This is a genomic window from Pseudonocardia charpentierae, from assembly GCF_031845345.1.
Taxonomy (GTDB): Bacteria; Actinomycetota; Actinomycetes; order Mycobacteriales; family Pseudonocardiaceae; genus Pseudonocardia; species Pseudonocardia charpentierae.
The window spans coordinates 419,572-436,036 of the sequence record NZ_JAVREJ010000001.1 but is presented as its reverse complement, the minus strand read 5'-3'; the positions used below and the strand labels follow the sequence as shown (position 1 = coordinate 436,036).

Annotated in this window: 13 protein-coding genes; 3 read left to right on the top strand and 10 right to left on the bottom strand. The window is 74.2% G+C overall.

Going from position 1 to position 16,465, the window contains the following annotated elements:
- Nucleotides 1–115: 115 nt before the first annotated feature.
- From trxA to RM445_RS02025, 8 genes are all read right to left on the bottom strand, one after another.
- A complete protein-coding gene (trxA, locus tag RM445_RS02060; protein ID WP_311554204.1) occupies nucleotides 116–445 on the bottom strand; it encodes a thioredoxin in 330 nt (109 codons plus the stop codon).
- A gap of 35 nt (nucleotides 446–480) precedes the next feature.
- On the bottom strand, nucleotides 481–1,479 hold the full coding sequence (trxB, locus tag RM445_RS02055) for a thioredoxin-disulfide reductase (protein WP_311554203.1): 999 nt from the start codon (nucleotides 1,477–1,479) through the stop codon (nucleotides 481–483).
- 94 nt (nucleotides 1,480–1,573) lie between these two features.
- The gene (locus RM445_RS02050) at nucleotides 1,574–2,221 is read right to left on the bottom strand and encodes a hypothetical protein (RefSeq protein WP_311554202.1); all 648 of its coding nucleotides are present in this window, start codon (nucleotides 2,219–2,221) and stop codon (nucleotides 1,574–1,576) included.
- Entirely contained in the window at nucleotides 2,218–2,769 is a 552-nt protein-coding gene (gene sigM / locus RM445_RS02045) for an RNA polymerase sigma factor SigM (RefSeq protein WP_311554201.1), read from the bottom strand. Before sigM ends, RM445_RS02050 begins: the two co-directional genes overlap by 4 nt.
- Before the next feature lie 79 nt (nucleotides 2,770–2,848).
- Nucleotides 2,849–4,480, bottom strand: a complete 1,632-nt coding sequence (locus tag RM445_RS02040) for a protein kinase family protein (RefSeq protein WP_311554200.1) — start codon at nucleotides 4,478–4,480, stop codon at nucleotides 2,849–2,851.
- Nucleotides 4,481–4,629: 149 nt separating this feature from the next.
- Nucleotides 4,630–6,225: a murein biosynthesis integral membrane protein MurJ gene (gene murJ / locus RM445_RS02035; RefSeq protein ID WP_311554199.1), complete on the bottom strand. Its 1,596-nt coding sequence runs from the start codon at nucleotides 6,223–6,225 to the stop codon at nucleotides 4,630–4,632.
- Nucleotides 6,226–6,278: 53 nt separating this feature from the next.
- Entirely contained in the window at nucleotides 6,279–8,780 is a 2,502-nt protein-coding gene (locus RM445_RS02030) for a DUF6049 family protein (RefSeq protein ID WP_311554198.1), read from the bottom strand.
- Nucleotides 8,777–9,271 carry an NUDIX hydrolase gene (locus RM445_RS02025; RefSeq protein WP_311554197.1) on the bottom strand — a complete coding sequence of 165 codons (495 nt, stop codon included), beginning with the start codon at nucleotides 9,269–9,271 and terminating at the stop codon, nucleotides 8,777–8,779. Before RM445_RS02025 ends, RM445_RS02030 begins: the two co-directional genes overlap by 4 nt.
- Nucleotides 9,272–9,374: 103 nt before the next feature.
- Between RM445_RS02025 and RM445_RS02020 the strand changes: the two genes are divergently transcribed.
- Nucleotides 9,375–10,853 (top strand): CCA tRNA nucleotidyltransferase, encoded by a 1,479-nt coding sequence (locus RM445_RS02020; protein WP_311554196.1) that lies wholly within the window; start codon nucleotides 9,375–9,377, stop codon nucleotides 10,851–10,853.
- Nucleotides 10,854–10,888: 35 nt separating this feature from the next.
- Here the strand turns inward: RM445_RS02020 and RM445_RS02015 are convergent, their stop codons facing one another.
- On the bottom strand, nucleotides 10,889–12,277 hold the full coding sequence (locus RM445_RS02015) for an MFS transporter (protein WP_311554195.1): 1,389 nt from the start codon (nucleotides 12,275–12,277) through the stop codon (nucleotides 10,889–10,891).
- Nucleotides 12,278–12,361: 84 nt separating this feature from the next.
- Between RM445_RS02015 and RM445_RS02010 the strand changes: the two genes are divergently transcribed.
- Nucleotides 12,362–12,940 carry a YqgE/AlgH family protein gene (locus RM445_RS02010; RefSeq protein WP_311554194.1) on the top strand — a complete coding sequence of 193 codons (579 nt, stop codon included), beginning with the start codon at nucleotides 12,362–12,364 and terminating at the stop codon, nucleotides 12,938–12,940.
- 7 nt (nucleotides 12,941–12,947) lie between these two features.
- Here RM445_RS02010 and RM445_RS02005 read toward each other — a convergent pair whose 3' ends face one another.
- Nucleotides 12,948–13,397 (bottom strand): SdpI family protein, encoded by a 450-nt coding sequence (locus RM445_RS02005; RefSeq protein ID WP_311554193.1) that lies wholly within the window; start codon nucleotides 13,395–13,397, stop codon nucleotides 12,948–12,950.
- A gap of 187 nt (nucleotides 13,398–13,584) precedes the next feature.
- Between RM445_RS02005 and leuS the strand changes: the two genes are divergently transcribed.
- Entirely contained in the window at nucleotides 13,585–16,449 is a 2,865-nt protein-coding gene (leuS, locus tag RM445_RS02000) for a leucine--tRNA ligase (protein WP_311554192.1), read from the top strand.
- The last annotated feature ends 16 nt before the right edge of the window (nucleotides 16,450–16,465 follow it).

Sequence of the window (16,465 nt, the reverse complement as noted above, 5' to 3'; positions counted from 1 at the left end):
CACCCGACCGGGGGTCGGAGGGCGCACCCGGGCGTGTCCCCCTGCGTGACAGCTACGTTATCCCGTGCAGCGATCTGCTCCGGTCGGACCCCGACCGGAGCAGATGGTGTGCTGGTCAGCCCAGGTAGTCGGCGAGGTCGCGGAGCAGCGCGGCCTTCGGCTTGGCGCCGCGGATCTCCTTGACCACCTCGCCCTTCTGGAAGACCATCAGCGTCGGCACCGCCATGATCCCGTACTTGCGCATGGCGTCCGGGTTGCGGTCGATGTCGACCTTGGCGACGGTGATCGTGTCCTTGTTCTCGCCGGCGATCTCGTCGAGGACGGGGGCGACCATCTTGCAGGGGCCGCACCACTCCGCCCAGAAGTCGACCAGCACGGTCTTGTCGCTCTCCAGCACGTCCGTGCTGAAGCTGGCATCGGTCACGTCGACGGTGTTCTTACCCATGAGAAATCTCCTGTTCGCGCGAAAGGGACGGGGTGTCAGTGGAAGACGGCCGCGACCTCGTCCGCGGCGGTGCCGTAGCCGCCGCCCGCGAGCTCGGGCTCGACCGGGCCGTCGGCGAGCCAGCGCTCGGCGTCGATGGCGGCCGCACATCCGGAGCCCGCGGCCGTGATGGCCTGACGGTAGGTGTGGTCGACGAGATCGCCACAGGCGAAGACACCAGGGATGTTCGTCTGCGTGCCGGGCGCCTGCGTCAGCACGTAGCCGGCGTCGTCCGTGTCGACCTGACCGTGGACCAGCGCGCTGCGCGGGTCGTGCCCGATCGCGACGAACATGCCGGTGACGTCCAGCGTCGACTCCTCGCCGGTCTTCGTGTCACGAAGACGCAAACCGGAGACACTGCCGTTGCCGAGCACCTCGCTGACCGTGGCGTTCGTCCGCCAATGCATCTTCGGGTCGTTCTTCGCGCGCTCGATCATGATCTTCGAGGCGCGGAAGTCGTCGCGGCGGTGGACGACCGTGACGGAGCGGGCGAACCGGGTGAGGAAGGTCGCCTCCTCCATCGCGGAGTCGCCGCCGCCGACCACCGCGATGTCCTGGTTGCGGAAGAAGAACCCGTCACAGGTCGCACAAGCACTCACACCGCGGCCGAGCAGCTGCTGCTCGCCGGGGACGTCGAGGTACCGCGCGGCCGCGCCCATCGCGAGGATCACGGCGCGGGCCCGGTAGGTGCGCCCGTGCGCCGTCACCGTCTTCACGGGGCCGGTCAGCGACACCTCCTCGACGTCTTCGCTGCGCAGCTCCGCACCGAAGCGGATCGCCTGGTTGCGCATCTGCTCCATGAGCTCGGGGCCCATGATGCCGTCGGTGAAGCCCGGGTAGTTCTCCACCTCCGTGGTGGTCATCAGGGCTCCGCCGAACTGCGTGCCCTCGAACACCAGCGGCCGCAGCTGCGCCCGGGCCGCATAGACCGCTGCCGTGTAGCCGGCCGGCCCCGACCCGATGATGATCAGCTCGCGCACCTCGTCGGTGGTCACCGTGGTCCGTCCTCCTTCATGAAGCCTCTCTGACCCGTGGAACACGATCCCATCAGCAGTCATTCCCGGCGTCGCCGACCTCACTTCCGGCTGGTCAGCCAACCGTCACCCGCGCGAGCAGGGTTCCTCCGGCAGGCCCGCACCCCGGATCGACGGTGACGACGTCCAGGCCGCCGCGCGTGCCCGTGGCGAGCACGAGCAGCACCCCGGGACGCCCGTCGAGAACCACGCGGCGGCCCCCCAGCAGCCGCAGGCCCGCGGCGTCGGGCAGAACGGCGCGCAGACAGGCCTGCCGGCGGTCGGGATCGGCGAGAGCGCCGACGTCGACGGTGCCGACCGCCGCGGTCGCGACGGCGACGAGGTCGACCCGGCCGACGGTGAGCACGGGCGGCCCGGGACGCGGGGCGCCGACGACGACCACGGCGACGGCGGCGGCCGCGGCCAGCACGGCGAGCAGGACCCGGGAACGGGACCGCCGTCCTGAGGGCCGGCTGGAGAACTGCTCCGGGTGCTCCGCCGCCACCGCGGCCGCCCACCGCGCGGCCACCGCCGGGGGCACCTCCGGCTCCGGGAGCGCGGCCAGATCCGCGCGCGTCGTCGAGAGGGCGTCGAGCACCTCCGCCGCGCGGGGGTCGGTCCGCGCGGCCCGGCGCCGCTCCGCCGCCTCGGCCGCGTCGGGCAGGTCCGCATCCAGTGCGGCGAGTGCGGGGACGTCGACGGGATCGGACGGCCGCTCGTTCATCGGCTCTCCTCCCTGAGGTGCCCGAGCAGCACGGCCAGTCGCGCCCGGCCCCGCGCACAGCGGCTCTTCACGGTGCCGACGGGGATCTCCAGGATCGCCGCGGCCTCGGCCACGGGATAGCCCTGCACGTCGACGAGCACCACCGCGACCCGTTGTTCCACCGGCACCATCGCCAGCGCCTCGCCGACCGCCAGCCGGGTGACCAGCTCGACGGCCGGGTCGGGGCGCCGGGACGGGAGGTCGCGCTCCGGCCACGGCACCGTCCGGCGCACCCGCTCGTGCCGGATCCGATCGATGCAGGCGTTGACGACGATCCGGCGCAGCCACGTGCGCACCGCAGCGTCGCCACGGAACGTCGAGGCCCGCCGGTAGGCGGACACGAGCGCCTCCTGCACGGCGTCAGCGGCGTCGTCCGGGTCGCCCAGCGTCCGCAGCGCGATCGCCCACAGCTCGCGCGAGTGCCGCTCCGCCAGCTGCCCGAAGGCGTCGGCGTCGCCGGCGCGATGGGCCGCGAGCAGTTCCGCATCGGAGGGTGGGGCGGCGGACACGCCCGGACACTAGGTCGGGGCCCGGTCCGCCCGAGGCCGTTTGGTGAAGTTGCCCCGCAGCCGACGGAAACCGGATGGATCAGTCGGCGACGCGGCGGAACGAGACCTCGCGGATCTCGGTGCTGTTGTCGCTCCCACCGCCGCCGAGGTGCGTGATCCACAGCAGCACGTACTGGACGGGCTGGCTGTCGGTCAGCGCCACCGTCGTGTCGCCGTCGTCGAGCGTGGTGCGGGTGAGCAGCACGGTGTCGCCGAGCCGCGCGTCCGACGACGGTGCGGAGCGGATCTCGATCTCGGTCCCGGGGCTCGGCGACTCGATCACCAGGCTCGACAGCTGCACCGGCGACGCGAACGACGTCATGATGCCGACGCCCGGCTTGAGCGCAGGAAACTGCTGCTTGTAGTTGAAGGTCTTCCAACCCGTGTCCGGATTGCCGTCGATGACCCGCGATACCCGACCGGCGTTGTCGCGGTCCCCCGCGTCGTCGTAGACGTCCGCCCCGACGGCCTTGACCGCCGCGTCCGTCACCGGCGCCCCGGACCCGTCGCCCGACTGCTGCGGCGCGGCCTGACCGCCTCCCGCGCTGCTGCCGACCACGATGCGCGGGGTGGGATCGCCGAACAGCTCGCCGAGCTGCACGCTCATGTACCCGGCGACGGCGAGCACGCACAGGGCCAGACCCGCCAACCCGATGGTCAGCTTGCGCCGCCTGCGCGGGTCGGGCTGCTTGGCCAGCGCGCCGCGCGGCTGCCAGACGTCGCCCGGCTCCGGGGGCACCCCGTCGTGCTCGGGCGGGAACAGGACGACGCGGTCCGCCTCGGCCACGACCTCGTCGACGACGCTGCGCACCGCGGCCGCGGTGCGGACGCGGCCCGTGTCGGAACCGGTGCCGAGGGTGCCCACGACCAGCGTCTCCAGCTCCACCGGCACGCCGGGGCGGACGACCGACGGTGGCAGCGGCGCCCCGTCAGGACCGCGGTCGGCGGCCCGGAGCCCGGCGCGGGCGGCATCGGATGCCGAGAGCGGCCACAGCCCGGTGAGCAGCGTGTACAGCGCGGCACCGAGGCCACGTACGTCGTCCGCCGGGGTCAGCTCCGGGCGTGGCAGTGCGAAACCGAGCTGCAGGCGGCCGTCGTGGTTCAGCCGGATCCGCTGCGGGTGGTCGCAGCCCAGCACGTGGCCGTGCCGGTGCGCCGCTTCGGCGGCGGCCGCCAGCGGCTGCAGGGCGCGGGCTGAGGCCAAGGGCTTGAGCATGCCGTCCGCGACGGCCTCGGCCAGGCTGCGACCGGGAACCCATTCGGCCACGGCGGCGCCCAGCACCCCGTCCGGCAGGCCGGGAGCGCCTGGGGCGAGCACGTCCAGCAGTCGTGCGCAGCCGGGATGCTCGAAGCTGCCCGACCGCAGCGCTCTCGCGATGATGTCCTGGGCGCGGCCGGCGCCCCCGTCGTCGTCGGGATCGGTGCCCGCGCCGAAGCGACGGAGCACCGTGGCGGCGACGTCGCGGCGCAGCACGGTGTCTTCCGCGCGCCAGAACTCCGCCCCGGCGGCGGCGTCGGAGCCCACGCGGCTCCCCAGCCTGTACCGGCCGGCCAGCAGGGAACCCGCGGCGGTGGTGGTCTCCGCGTGGCCGTCGGAGTCGGCGGCGGGGCCGGGTTGCGCGGGGACGAACGGCGCGGGCTCGACGAGCCGCGGCTCGGTCTGACCGGTCACGAGACACCGCCGCACGCCGCGACCGCCGGTGCCGTGCCGAACGCGGATTCCGCGCGCTCAGTCACGTCGCCTCCTCGATCACGACGCGACCTCCCCCGGGCCGATGAAAATGACCCCTGCAGGACGCCGAGCCTACGGCAGGGGAAGGCCTACCGCCCGGATTCGCCCCGCTCGGTGGGGTGCGCCACCTTACCCGTCACCCGACGGCGCAGAGCCGCCACCTCCGGTATCCGGAGCGCCAGCATCACCGCGACGACGACGGGCCCGCCGATCACCGCCGCGATCGCCAGTTCGATCCACGACCCTGCCACGGGACCGACGGCGGGCAGCGCCGGGCCGACCAGCAGCACCACCCCGAAGGCGAGCCCGGCGCCGACCACCGAGGCGACGGCCATCCGGAGCAGCGCTCCCAGCACGGGGCCGGTGCCCAGCGGACCCAGCCGCCGCCGCAGCAGCACCTGGCCCAGGACCCAGCCCACCAGGAACGACAGCCCGTTCGCCGCCGCCAGCCCCAGCACGACCCACTCCGGAGGAAGCACGAACGGGGCGGCGAGGAGCAGGGGGATCTTCACCACGACGATCACCAGCTGCAGCAGCGTGGGCGTGCGGCTGTCCTTCAGCGCGTAGAACATGCGCGCCTGCAACATCATCACCGCGAACGGCAGCAGGCCGAACGCGGACGCAGCCAGGGTGGCACCCAACCGGGTCGAGCCCTCGCCGGCCGATCCCGCGCCGAAGGAGAACAGGGCCACGCCGAGCTGGGTGCCGAAGAGCGTCAGCAGTGCACTGACGGGCAACAACACGACCGCGGACAGCCGTGTGCCCAGTGCGAGGTCGGCGACGACGTCGGTGATCCGTCCCTCTGCGGCCGCCCGGCTCATGCGTGGCATCAGCGCGGTCAGCAGCGAGACGCCGAGGACGCCGTAAGGCACCTGGAGCAGCAACCAGGCGTTGGCGTAGATCGCCACGCTGCCCGGCGCGGCGTCGGCGGCCACGCGGGTGGTCACGATGTAGCCGGCCTGCCCGATCAGGACGTACGCGACGACCCAGACGGCGAGGCCGCCGGTCTCGGAGAGGCGCCGGTCCCAACCCCACAGCGGCCGGTAGCGGAAGCCGGTGCGGCGCACCGACGGGATCAGGATCAGCGCCTGGACGACGATGCCGAGCGTCGTGCCGATCCCGAGGACCAGCAGCTTCGGGTCGCTCAACCGGACGGGCTCCAGGCTGATCTCGCCGGGGACGGCGACGAAGGCCGCCAGCACGCCGAGCACGACGACGTTGTTGAGCACCGGCGCCCAGGCGAACGGCCCGAACACCCCGCGGGTGTTCAGCAGCGCGCCGAGCATCGCGCCGACACCGTAGAAGAAGATCTGCGGCAGCAGCAGCCAGGCGAAGGCCGTCGCGAGCTGTGCGTGCGCCGATCCGCTGCCGCCGAGGTAGAGCCGGGTGAGCAGCGCCGCGGTGGCCATCGCCACGAGGGTCGCGACGGCGAGTGCGGCACCCGCCATCGTGAGCAGGCGACGGGTGTACGCCTCGCCCCCGTCCGCGTCCTCGGTCTGCGCGCGGATCAGCAGGGGCACCATCACGCTGGTCAGCACGCCGCCGAGCAGCAGCTCGTAGACGATGTTCGGCAGGGTGTTCGCGACCGTGTAGGAGTCGTTGACCACGCCCAGGCCGAGCACGGCGACGAGCGCGAGCTGGCGGAGGAACCCGGTGATGCGGCTCACCAGGCTCGCGACCGCCATGAGGCTGCTCGCCCGACCCAGCGACGGACCGCGGCGGGGCCGGTCCGGGTTGGTCACGGGCGGCGGGCCGGTACCGGACGCGTCGGGGGCTCCGGGTCGCGCGGCGTGCCGAGCGGTGTCGTCGGCGGCTCCGGCACGGGCGCCGGGGGGTTCGTCGCGACCGGCGGTGGGGGGTCCCGTTCCACGGTCCGGGAGTCCGAGGTCGGGGGTTCGGGCACCGGCGGACCGAGGGTGGCCGGGGGGCCCACCGAGGGACCCGTCCGGTCGCGCGGGCTCGGTTCGCCGCGGATCCGGCGCACCACCCGGTACGCCGCCAGCACGACGAGGAGCACCGCCGCGGATCCCGTCAACCACACCGTGATCGTGCCGTAGGCGGTGGAGCGCACCTGCAGGCGGCTCGGCGGACCGAGCGCCCGGCCCGCCGGGCTGTGCACCGTCGCCTCGACGGAGAACTGCCCCGACCGCACGACCTCCGCGCTGACCTGCACCTGCCGTCTGCCCAGCGGGGGGATCCGCTGCGGCGGGATCGGTGCGACCCGCAGACCGGTCGTGCTCGAGATGCTCAGGCGCACCTCCATCGTCACCGGGAGCCCGTTCGCCACCGTCAGGAGCAGCGGCGCGTCGGTCGTCCCGAGCGAGTACGGGCTGGGCGGAGGCAGTACCCGGATCGACTCACGCAGCTCCTCGATCCGGGCGGCCGCCGCCGTGGCCGCCGCCGTCGCGAGATCCGGGCGGCCGTGCCAGGTCGCCGACGCGGGCCGCAGCACGGCCTGCAGCAGCGGCGTGAACGTCGCGTCGACCGAGGCGCCGACCCCGGTCTCGGGCACGGCGGCCGAGCGCAGGTCGAGAACGTCGGCACGCATCTCGCGCACCGACTCGAGGACGGTCGGCGGGATGTCGCGGCTGCCGGCCTGCAGCGGGTCCGCCGCCTGCCGCGCGGGGCCGGGCGTCGTGGGTCCGGCGGAGACGACGTCGGCGAGCCCGCGTGCCCGCAGCCGACCGGAGTCGAGCAGGAGGTCGACCGTGGCGAGCAGCGCACGGGCGCCCGTCTCGTCGGTGTTCCAGACGTGCGGAGGAGCGAGGACGATCGGGGGACCGCCGCTGACCGGCTGCCCCTGACGGGCCAGGGCGCGGAACACGAGGGTGGCGGCCGCGTCCTGGGTGGCGAGCGGAGGGCTCGTCGCAGCAGCGGAGACCGTGGTTGCGGTGCCGCCTCCCATCGAGGCGGGCGTGTCCGGGGCGGCCGTCGCCCGCGTCAGCAGGGTGTCGGTGAGCACGGCGACCAGCGAGGTCGGGCCGACGGTCACGGGGACCGCACCGCCCGTCTCCCCGGCTTCACCGCCGGCCACGGCGTCGGCGTCCAGCACCACGGTGCGCGTGCCGGCGGCGGCGACACCGGCCAGCGCCGCCTCGTCGAGCACACCGCCGCTCGGCCAGGTGGTGGCGTCGAGCACCGGTGTGCCGAGGATCTCCGCGACGACAGCCCGCCCGTCGGCGACCGCCGGCCCGGTGAGGTCGGTGAGCTTCCCGCGGGCGAGCGCGACGAGGTCCGCGTCGGCGAAGGGCAGGGCGACGACACAGCCGCCGCGCGCGGCGGCCGACAGCGTGTCCAGCCAGGTGCCTGCCACCTCGGCGCCCGTGCCCGGCACCGTCCCGTCCGGCCCGCGCACCGCGTAGCCCTGCCGCATCGCGGCGGCGGTGGCGACGAGGTCGGGATCCACGGCCAGGCAGGTCGCCCCGCGAACGGCCGAGCCCGACGGGGCCTCCTTGCCGAACGCTGTCAGCAGGCCGCCGAGGCGGCCGTCGGGTGCCAGCGATCGGGCGAGGTCGTCGTCGGTGAGGAGCGTCTGCTCCCCGGGGACCGCCGGCAGCCGGTGCGGGCTGTCGACCAGCGGGTAGAGCACGGTGACACCGGCGGGGCCGCCCGGCTTCGGGGGATCGACCGGGACGTCGGCGGGACCCGGACCGGCCGGCAGCGACAGCACCGGCAGCAGCAGCCGGGCGGCGGCGACGCGGGCACGCAGGCCGTCGCGCGGCACCCCGTTCACGTTGACGAGCACCTCGTACACGCCCGGCTGGGCGAGCGCGAGGCCGTCGGTCGGGGCGCCGCGCAGCGGAACGGTGAGTTCGACGGGCAGCGATCCGCCCGGGGCGAGCGTGCCGGGCAGCGGGGTGAACGCGGGGGTGGCGGCGTCGACGCGGCCGTCGCCGGCCAGGGCGTCGCGCACGTCGCCGTCGGTGCGCAGCGCCTCCCCACGCTGCAGCCGGACCTCCAGGTCGTCGACCGGGCGGTCGCCGGTGTTGCGCAGGGTTCCGGTCACGGTGACGGTCGACGGGCTGTCGGAGGTGACGACACGGGGCGTCAGACCGGCCAGCTCGAGCCGCAGCGGCCCGGACGCTGCCGGGGCGGGAACGGTGGCGGCCGGCTGCGCCGCCGCGGTGCCCGGAGCGGAGAAGAGGCCCGCGAGCACGAGGAACAGAACGGCGAGCAGGGCCGCGAGTGGCCGGCCTGCCACCGCGGGCGGCCGTGTGGCGACGGCCGCGGCACGGGTCACGCGCTGTCCGCCAACAGTTCGGTGGCGCGCCGGATCAGCCGCCGTTCGTCCGCGTAGGCGAGCCGCGACTCCAGCTCGCCGAGGGGCACCCACGCGACCTCGGCGACCTCGACGTCGTCGTCGCACAGCTCCCCGCCCAGCGCACGCAGCAGGAAGTGGTGCACGGTCTTGTGCACGCGACGGTCTTCGGCGACGAACCAGAAGTCGATGGTGCCCAGCGGCGCGACCACGCGACCGATGATGCCCGTCTCCTCCTCGACCTCGCGCACCGCGGCCTGCTCGGCGGTCTCCCCCACTTCGATGTGCCCCTTGGGTAGCGACCACAGGAGCCGGCCGCGCCGGTCGAGACGGCCGATCAGCGCGGCCCGGCGACGGAGGTGGTCCACCACGAGGCCTCCCGCGGAGGTCTCGTCGACGGTGCGCAACCGGCGTCGACGTTCGACCGAACGGCCCGCGCGGCGCCCGCCGGAGCGACCGCGGGAGGTGGACATGCGGCGATGGTAACGATGCGGCCACCTCGCGGCCGGGTGCACGTCACGCGCGCGCCACCGGGCCCCGGTCGCGGCCCGCGGGCGCCGCCTAAACTGGTTCGCCGTGCCTGTCCCCGTCGTCCCCCCCGATCTCGTGCGCGCCCAGGAGAATGCGGCGGTGGACCTCGTCCCGATCCACCCCGTGGCCGACGAGCTCGCCGTCCGGTTCGCCGCCGCCGGCCACCGGCTCTACCTCGTCGGCGGCAGCGTCCGCGACGCGCTGCTCAGCCAGATCTCCTCGAGGGCCACCGAGCAGACCGACCTCGACTTCACCACCGACGCGCACCCGCCCGCGGTCCTCGCGGTGCTCGAGGGCTGGGCCGAGGCGGTGTGGGACACCGGCATCGCGTTCGGCACGGTCGGCGCGCGTCGGCACGGCACGACCGTCGAGATCACCACGTTCCGGGCCGACGCCTACGACCGCGTGAGCCGCAATCCGGTCGTGGCGTTCGGCGAGACGATCGACGACGACCTGGTCCGCCGCGACTTCACCGTGAACGCGATGGCCGTCGAGCTGACGGGTGGTGAGCAGGGCCGCGACCGGCGGTTCGTCGACCCGCACGGCGGCCTCGCCGCCCTGGCCGCCGGAACGCTCGACACGCCGGCCACGCCCGAGGAGTCGTTCGCCGACGACCCGCTGCGGATGCTGCGCGCGGCCCGCTTCGTCTCCCAGCTCGGGCTGACCCCCGCGCCGCGGGTGGTCGCGGCGATGACGGCGATGGCCGGGGAGCTGGCGCGCATCACGAAGGAGCGGGTGCAGGTCGAGCTCACCAAACTCGTCCTCGGCCGGCATCCGCGGCGCGGGATCGAGCTGCTCGTCGACACCGGCCTGTGCGAGTACGTGCTGCCCGAGGTCCCCGCGATGCGCCTGGCCATCGACGAGCACATGCAGCACAAGGACGTCTACACCCACTCGCTTGTGGTGCTGGAGCAGGCGATCGACCGGGAGACCGCGGGGCCCGACCTCGTGCTCCGGCTCGCGGCGCTGCTGCACGACATCGGCAAGCCCGCGACAAGGCGCAAGGAGTCCGACGGGCGGGTGAGCTTCCACCACCACGAGGTCGTCGGCGCGAAGCTCACGCGTAAGCGGCTGCGCGACCTGCGCTACTCCAAGGCCGTGATCGACGAGGTCACGCAGCTGGTGTTCCTGCACCTGCGCTTCCACGGCTACGGCACCGGCGAGTGGACGGACTCGGCGGTGCGCCGCTACGTCACGGACGCGGGCCCGCTGCTGGACCGGCTGCACGCGCTCGTGCGCTCCGACTCGACCACGCGCAACCGGCGGCGGGCGGCGGCGCTGCAGCGCAGCTACGACTCGCTCGAGCAGCGCATCGCGGCCCTGCGTGCGCAGGAGGAGCTCGACGCGATCCGTCCCGACCTCGACGGCAACGCCATCATGCAGCTGCTGGGCGTCCCGCCGGGCCCGCTCGTGGGGAAGGCCTACAGGTACATGCTCGCGCTGCGGATGGAGCGCGGCCCGCTCGGTGCGGAGGAGGCGGAGGCCGAGCTCCGACGGTGGGCGGCGGAGAACGGGATCGGATAGGCCCCCTCATCGGACGAGTGGGCCGTCGTCGGAACCTATGCGGCGAGCGGCCCGCTCGTCCGGTCCTCGTCGGGTTCCGTCCGGCGGCGGCGGGCGCGGCGGAGCACCCGGTCGTGGGCGAGCAGGCCGAGCAGGTACACGCCCGCCGTCGCGGCGATCAGCAGCGGGGCGACGCCGGTCGGCGGGGCGAGCAGCGCGGCGACCGCGATCGCGAGCACGTAGCAGACGTTGAACACCGCGTCGTAGAGCGCGAAGACCCGGCCGCGGACCTCGTCGCCGACCTCGCTCTGCACCCCCGCGTCGGCGCAGAGCTTCACCACCTGCCCTGCGGCGCCGAGCAGGAAGGCCGCCCCGAGCACGGCGGGGAGCGTCAGCCACGCCGCGAGCGCCACCTGGGTCCCGGCGGCCGCGAGCAGCGCGATCCGCACCGTCCACGGCCGCCCCAGCCGGTGCACCAGCCACGGGGTGAGCAGCGCGGCGACGCCGAGCCCGGCCGCGGTCAGCACGACCGCTTCCCCCACGCCGCCCATCCCGCCGCGCAGCACTCCCGTGCCGGTGAACGTGTGCCGGAACAGCATCAGCATCAGCAGGGTCGACACACCGAACGCCAGCCGGTGTGCGGCCAGCGCGAGGAACGACGCCGCGACCGTCGGTGTGCGCGCGGTGGCCCGGGCACCGTCGACGAGGCCGTGGGCGACGGCGACGAGCGTGCGGTCCGGCTCGTCGGTGCGGTCCGGACCGAGCAGCCGGGCCGCGAAGCCCGCGGCGAGCACCGCGGCCAGGACCGATCCCACCGCGGCCACCGCAGTGGTCAGTGCCGAACCCGCGTCGCCCGCACCGAGCAGCGCGCGGGCACCGATCGCGGTGGCCCCGCCCAGCGCGGCCACCCCGGCCCCGGCCGTGGCGGCGACGACGTTGGCCTCCACGAGGTGGCGTCGGGTGACGACGTGCGGCAGCGCCGCGGACAGCCCGGCCAGCACGAACCGGCTCACCCCGGCGACGGTCAGCGCGGCGAGGTACAGCGGCGCGCCGGCCACGCCCGCGAACACGATCACGGCGACGACCAGCGTCAGCACCGCACGCAGGCAGTTCGCCACGAGCAGCACCCGGCGGCGGTCCCACCGATCCAGCAGGGCCCCGGCGAAGGGCCCCACCAGCGAGTACGGCAGCAGGATCACGGCGAGCCCGGCGGCGACGGCCAGCGGATCGGCCTCCCGTTCCGGGTTGAACAACACCGCCCCGCCCAGCGCGGCCTGGAACATGCCGTCGCCCCACTGCGCCGCGAAGCGCACGGCCAGCAGCCGCCGGAAACCCCTCTCCCGGAGCAGCCGCAGCCAGCCCAGCCGCTCGGTACCCACCGCCGTCGGCGAAGCCGGCGGGGTCGTCGACGGCTCCTGGAGCCGTCCGGGTGGCGGGGTCGACACGGCTACGAGGCTACGACAGGACGATCACGGCACGGGCGCACGCCGGTGGGCCCGGTACCCGGTCGCGGATGCGACGATGGAGCCGTGGACGACCGCTCTGCGACCCGGGTGGGCCCGGGCGCGCTGCTCGTGGCGGCGCCGGGGCTGCTCGACTCGAACTTCCGTCGCACCGTCGTCTACCTCATCGAGCACCGCGAGCGGGGCAGCCTCGGCGTGGTGCTGAACCGGCCGAGCGAGGTGGCGCTGAACGACGTGCTGCCGGGCTGGGCGCCGTTGTCGTCGCGGCCGCCGTCGGTGTTCGTCGGCGGTCCGGTCGACGGCAAGACCGCCCTGTGCCTGGCCGCCCTCCGCACCGGGCACCGCGCCGACGGGATCTCGGGGCTGGTCGCGGTGAACGGCCCCGTCGCCCTGGTCGACCTGGACGGCGATCCCGAGGCCCTGGCACCGCGGCTGCGCGGTCTGCGCGTGTTCGCCGGCTACGCAGGCTGGGACGCCGGCCAGCTGGCCGGGGAGATCGCGCGCGGCGACTGGTTCGTCGTCCCCGCACTGCCGGACGACGTGCTGGCCGGCCAGGGCCAGGACCTGTGGTCGCGGGTGCTGCGGCGCCAGGGCGTCCCGCTCGCCCTGCTGGCGACGTTCCCGGTGGACGCGCGGCACAACTGAGCGCTCGTCAGGCGGGCTGGGCGGGGCTCTCCGGCACGTCCGCCGCGGGGCGGCACCCGGCCACGAGGTCGCATCCCGCACACGTCCCCGCGCATCCCGACGTCGGGGCCTCCACGCGGGCCGCCGCCCGGTCGCCCACCGCGCCGCCGAGGCCGGTGAGCCCCAGCATCCCGGCCGTGGCCACCAGGAGCACCGTCCAGACGACCGCAGCCGGGCCGCCCACGATCAGGCTGACGCCGCCCAGCAGGGCGACCAGTCCGGCGGCTCCGAGGGGGGCTGCCGCCACCCGGTTCGCCATGGTGAACGCCTCGTCCGAGGCCAGGGTCCGGCTCGTCCGCACGCCCGCCCAGGGGTTGCGGCGGAGCCGGCCGCGTGCCCCGAGCACGGCGACGGTCAGCAGCACGGCGGCGGCGAGCAGCAGCGCGCAGCCGAGGACGAGACGCGGGGCGGCGGACACCGCTCCAGCGTAGGTCAACCCCGGTGCGGGGCTCCTCCCTGCGGGGCTACGCTGGCCGCATGGCCCGCGAGCTGCTTCTCGCGTAGCCGCGCCGGTCGACGACCAGCGTCCCGGCGCGGCGACCCCTCCTGCCCGAGCGGCGCGAGGGGTCGGTTGTTTTCCGGGCCCCGAGCACCAGAGGTGAAGTATGAGCACGGACACCGGCGCGGAGACGCGAGACGCGGCGCGGAGCACGGAGACCCCGTTCCGCTACGGCGCGGCGCTGGCCGAGGAGATCGAGCTGCGCTGGCAGGACCGCTGGGAGCAGGAGGGGACGTTCCGCGCGCCCGACCCCGGCGAGCCGGGCAGCGAGCGCGAGAAGGTGTACCTGCTCGACATGTTCCCCTACCCGTCGGGTGCCGGGCTGCACGTCGGCCACCCGCTGGGCTTCATCGGCACGGACGTGCTGGGCCGCTACCTGCGGATGACCGGCCGCAACGTGCTGCACGCGATGGGATTCGACGCCTTCGGCCTGCCCGCCGAGCAGTACGCGGTGCAGACCGGCACGCACCCGCGTGCCACCACCGAGGCCAACATCGCCCGCTACAAGGCGCAGCTGCGCCGGCTGGGCCTGGCGCACGACGACCGCCGCTCGGTCGCGACCACGGACGTCGACTTCTACCGCTGGACCCAGTGGATCTTCTTGAAGATCTACGGCTCCTTCTACGACGAGCAGCAGCGGCGCGCGCGGCCGGTCGAGGAGCTGGAGGCCGAGTTCGCCTCCGGCACCCGCCCCACCCCGGACGGGCGGCCGTGGGCGGAGCTGTCGAAGGTCGAGCGGCGCGACGTCGTCGACTCGTTCCGGCTGGCCTACATCTCGGAGGCGCCGGTCAACTGGTGCCCCGGGCTGGGCACCGTGCTGGCGAACGAGGAGGTCACCGCGGACGGACGCAGCGAGCGCGGGAACTTCCCCGTGTTCCGCCGCAACCTCAAGCAGTGGAAGATGCGGATCACCGCGTACGCGGACCGCCTGGCGGCGGACCTGGACCGGCTCGACTGGCCCGACTCGGTCAAGGCCATGCAGCGCAACTGGATCGGCCGGTCCGAGGGCGCGCGGGTCCGGTTCGACGTCGTCGGCGCCCGAATCGAATCCTCTCAGGCCGCGATCGAGGTCTTCACCACCCGCCCGGACACGCTGTTCGGCGCCACCTACATGGTCCTGGCACCCGAGCACCCGCTGGTCGAGCAGATCGTCCCCGGCGCCTGGCCGATGGACACCGACCCCCGCTGGGCCGGCGGTGCCACGACACCTGCCGACGCGGTGGCCGCATACCGCGCCGCCGCCGTGCGGAAGTCGGAGCTGGACCGCCAGGAGAACAAGGACAAGACCGGCGTCTTCACCGGCGCCCTGGCCGTCAACCCCGTGAACGGCCAGGCCGTGCCGGTGTTCGTCGCCGACTACGTGCTGATGGGCTACGGCACCGGCGCCATCATGGCCGTGCCCGCGCAGGACCAGCGCGACTGGGACTTCGCCACCACGTACGGCCTGCCGATCGTGCGCACGGTGGCACCGCCGGAGGGCTGGGACGGCGAGGCGTACACGGGCGACGGACCGGCGATCAACTCGCACAACGACGAGATCAGCCTGGAGGGCCTGGGCGTCGCGGAGGCCAAGCGGGCGATCACGGACTGGCTGGTCGGCAGGGGCGCAGGCGAGGCCGTCGTCCAGTACAAGCTGCGCGACTGGCTGTTCTCCCGGCAGCGCTACTGGGGCGAGCCGTTCCCGATCGTCTGGGACGACCACGGCCCGGTGCCGCTGCCCGACGACCAGCTGCCGGTCGAGCTGCCCGACATCGCGGACTACGCGCCGAAGGCGTACGACCCGAACGACGCCGACACCGAACCCGAGCCGCCCCTGTCGCGCGCGTCGGAGTGGGTGAACGTCGAACTGGACCTGGGCGACGGCCTGCGGACCTACCGGCGCGAGACCAACACGATGCCGCAGTGGGCCGGCTCGTGCTGGTACTACCTGCGCTACCTGGACCCGCACGACGACAAGTACTTCTGCGCGCCCGAGATCGAGCAGTACTGGATGGCGAAGGACCCTGCTCGTCCGGGCGACCCCGGCGGGGTCGACCTGTACGTCGGGGGTGTCGAGCACGCCGTGCTGCACCTGCTGTACGCCCGGTTCTGGCACAAGGTGCTCTACGACCTGGGCGAGGTGACGTCGGAGGAGCCCTTCCGCCGGCTGTTCAACCAGGGCTACATCCAGGCCTTCGCCTACACCGACGCCCGTGGCAGCTACGTGCCGGCCGAGGAGGTGGTCGAGGCTCCCGGCGGTGGTTTCACGTGGAACACCGAACCCGTCACCCAGGAGTACGGGAAGATGGGCAAGTCACTGAAGAACGTGGTGACCCCGGACGAGATCTGCGAGCGCTACGGCGCCGACACCTTCCGCCTGTACGAGATGTCGACCGGGCCGATGGACGTCTCCCGGCCGTGGTCGACCCGCGACGTCGTCGGGTCGCAGCGCTTCCTGCAGCGGGTCTGGCGCAACCTGGTCGATGAGACCACCGGCGCGTCACGGGTCTCGGACGACGAGCCGGACGACGCGACGCTGCGGCTGCTGCACCGCACCATCGACGGGGTGCACACGGACCTGCAGGCCCTGCACTACAACACGGCCGCCGCGAAGCTGATCGAGCTGAACAACCACCTGACCAAGCGCGGCGGCGCGGTCTCGCGCTTGGTCGCCGAGCCGCTGGTGCAGATGCTCGCCCCGCTGGCTCCGCACGTCGCCGAGGAGCTGTGGTCCCGGCTGGGGCACGACGCCTCGTTGGCGCACGGCCCGTTCCCGGTGGCGGACGAGCGGTGGCTGGTCGCGGAGACGGTCGAGTACCCGATCCAGGTCAACGGCAAGGTCCGATCGCGGGTGACGGTGCCCGCCGACGCGGACGCCGCCGCCGTGCAGGCCGCCGCGTTGGCGGACGAGAAGATCGTCGCGGCCCTGGACGGCCGCGATCCGCGGAAGCTGATCGTGGTGCCCGGCCGGTTGGTGAACGTCGTCGTCTGACGCCGGTCGAGCAGGC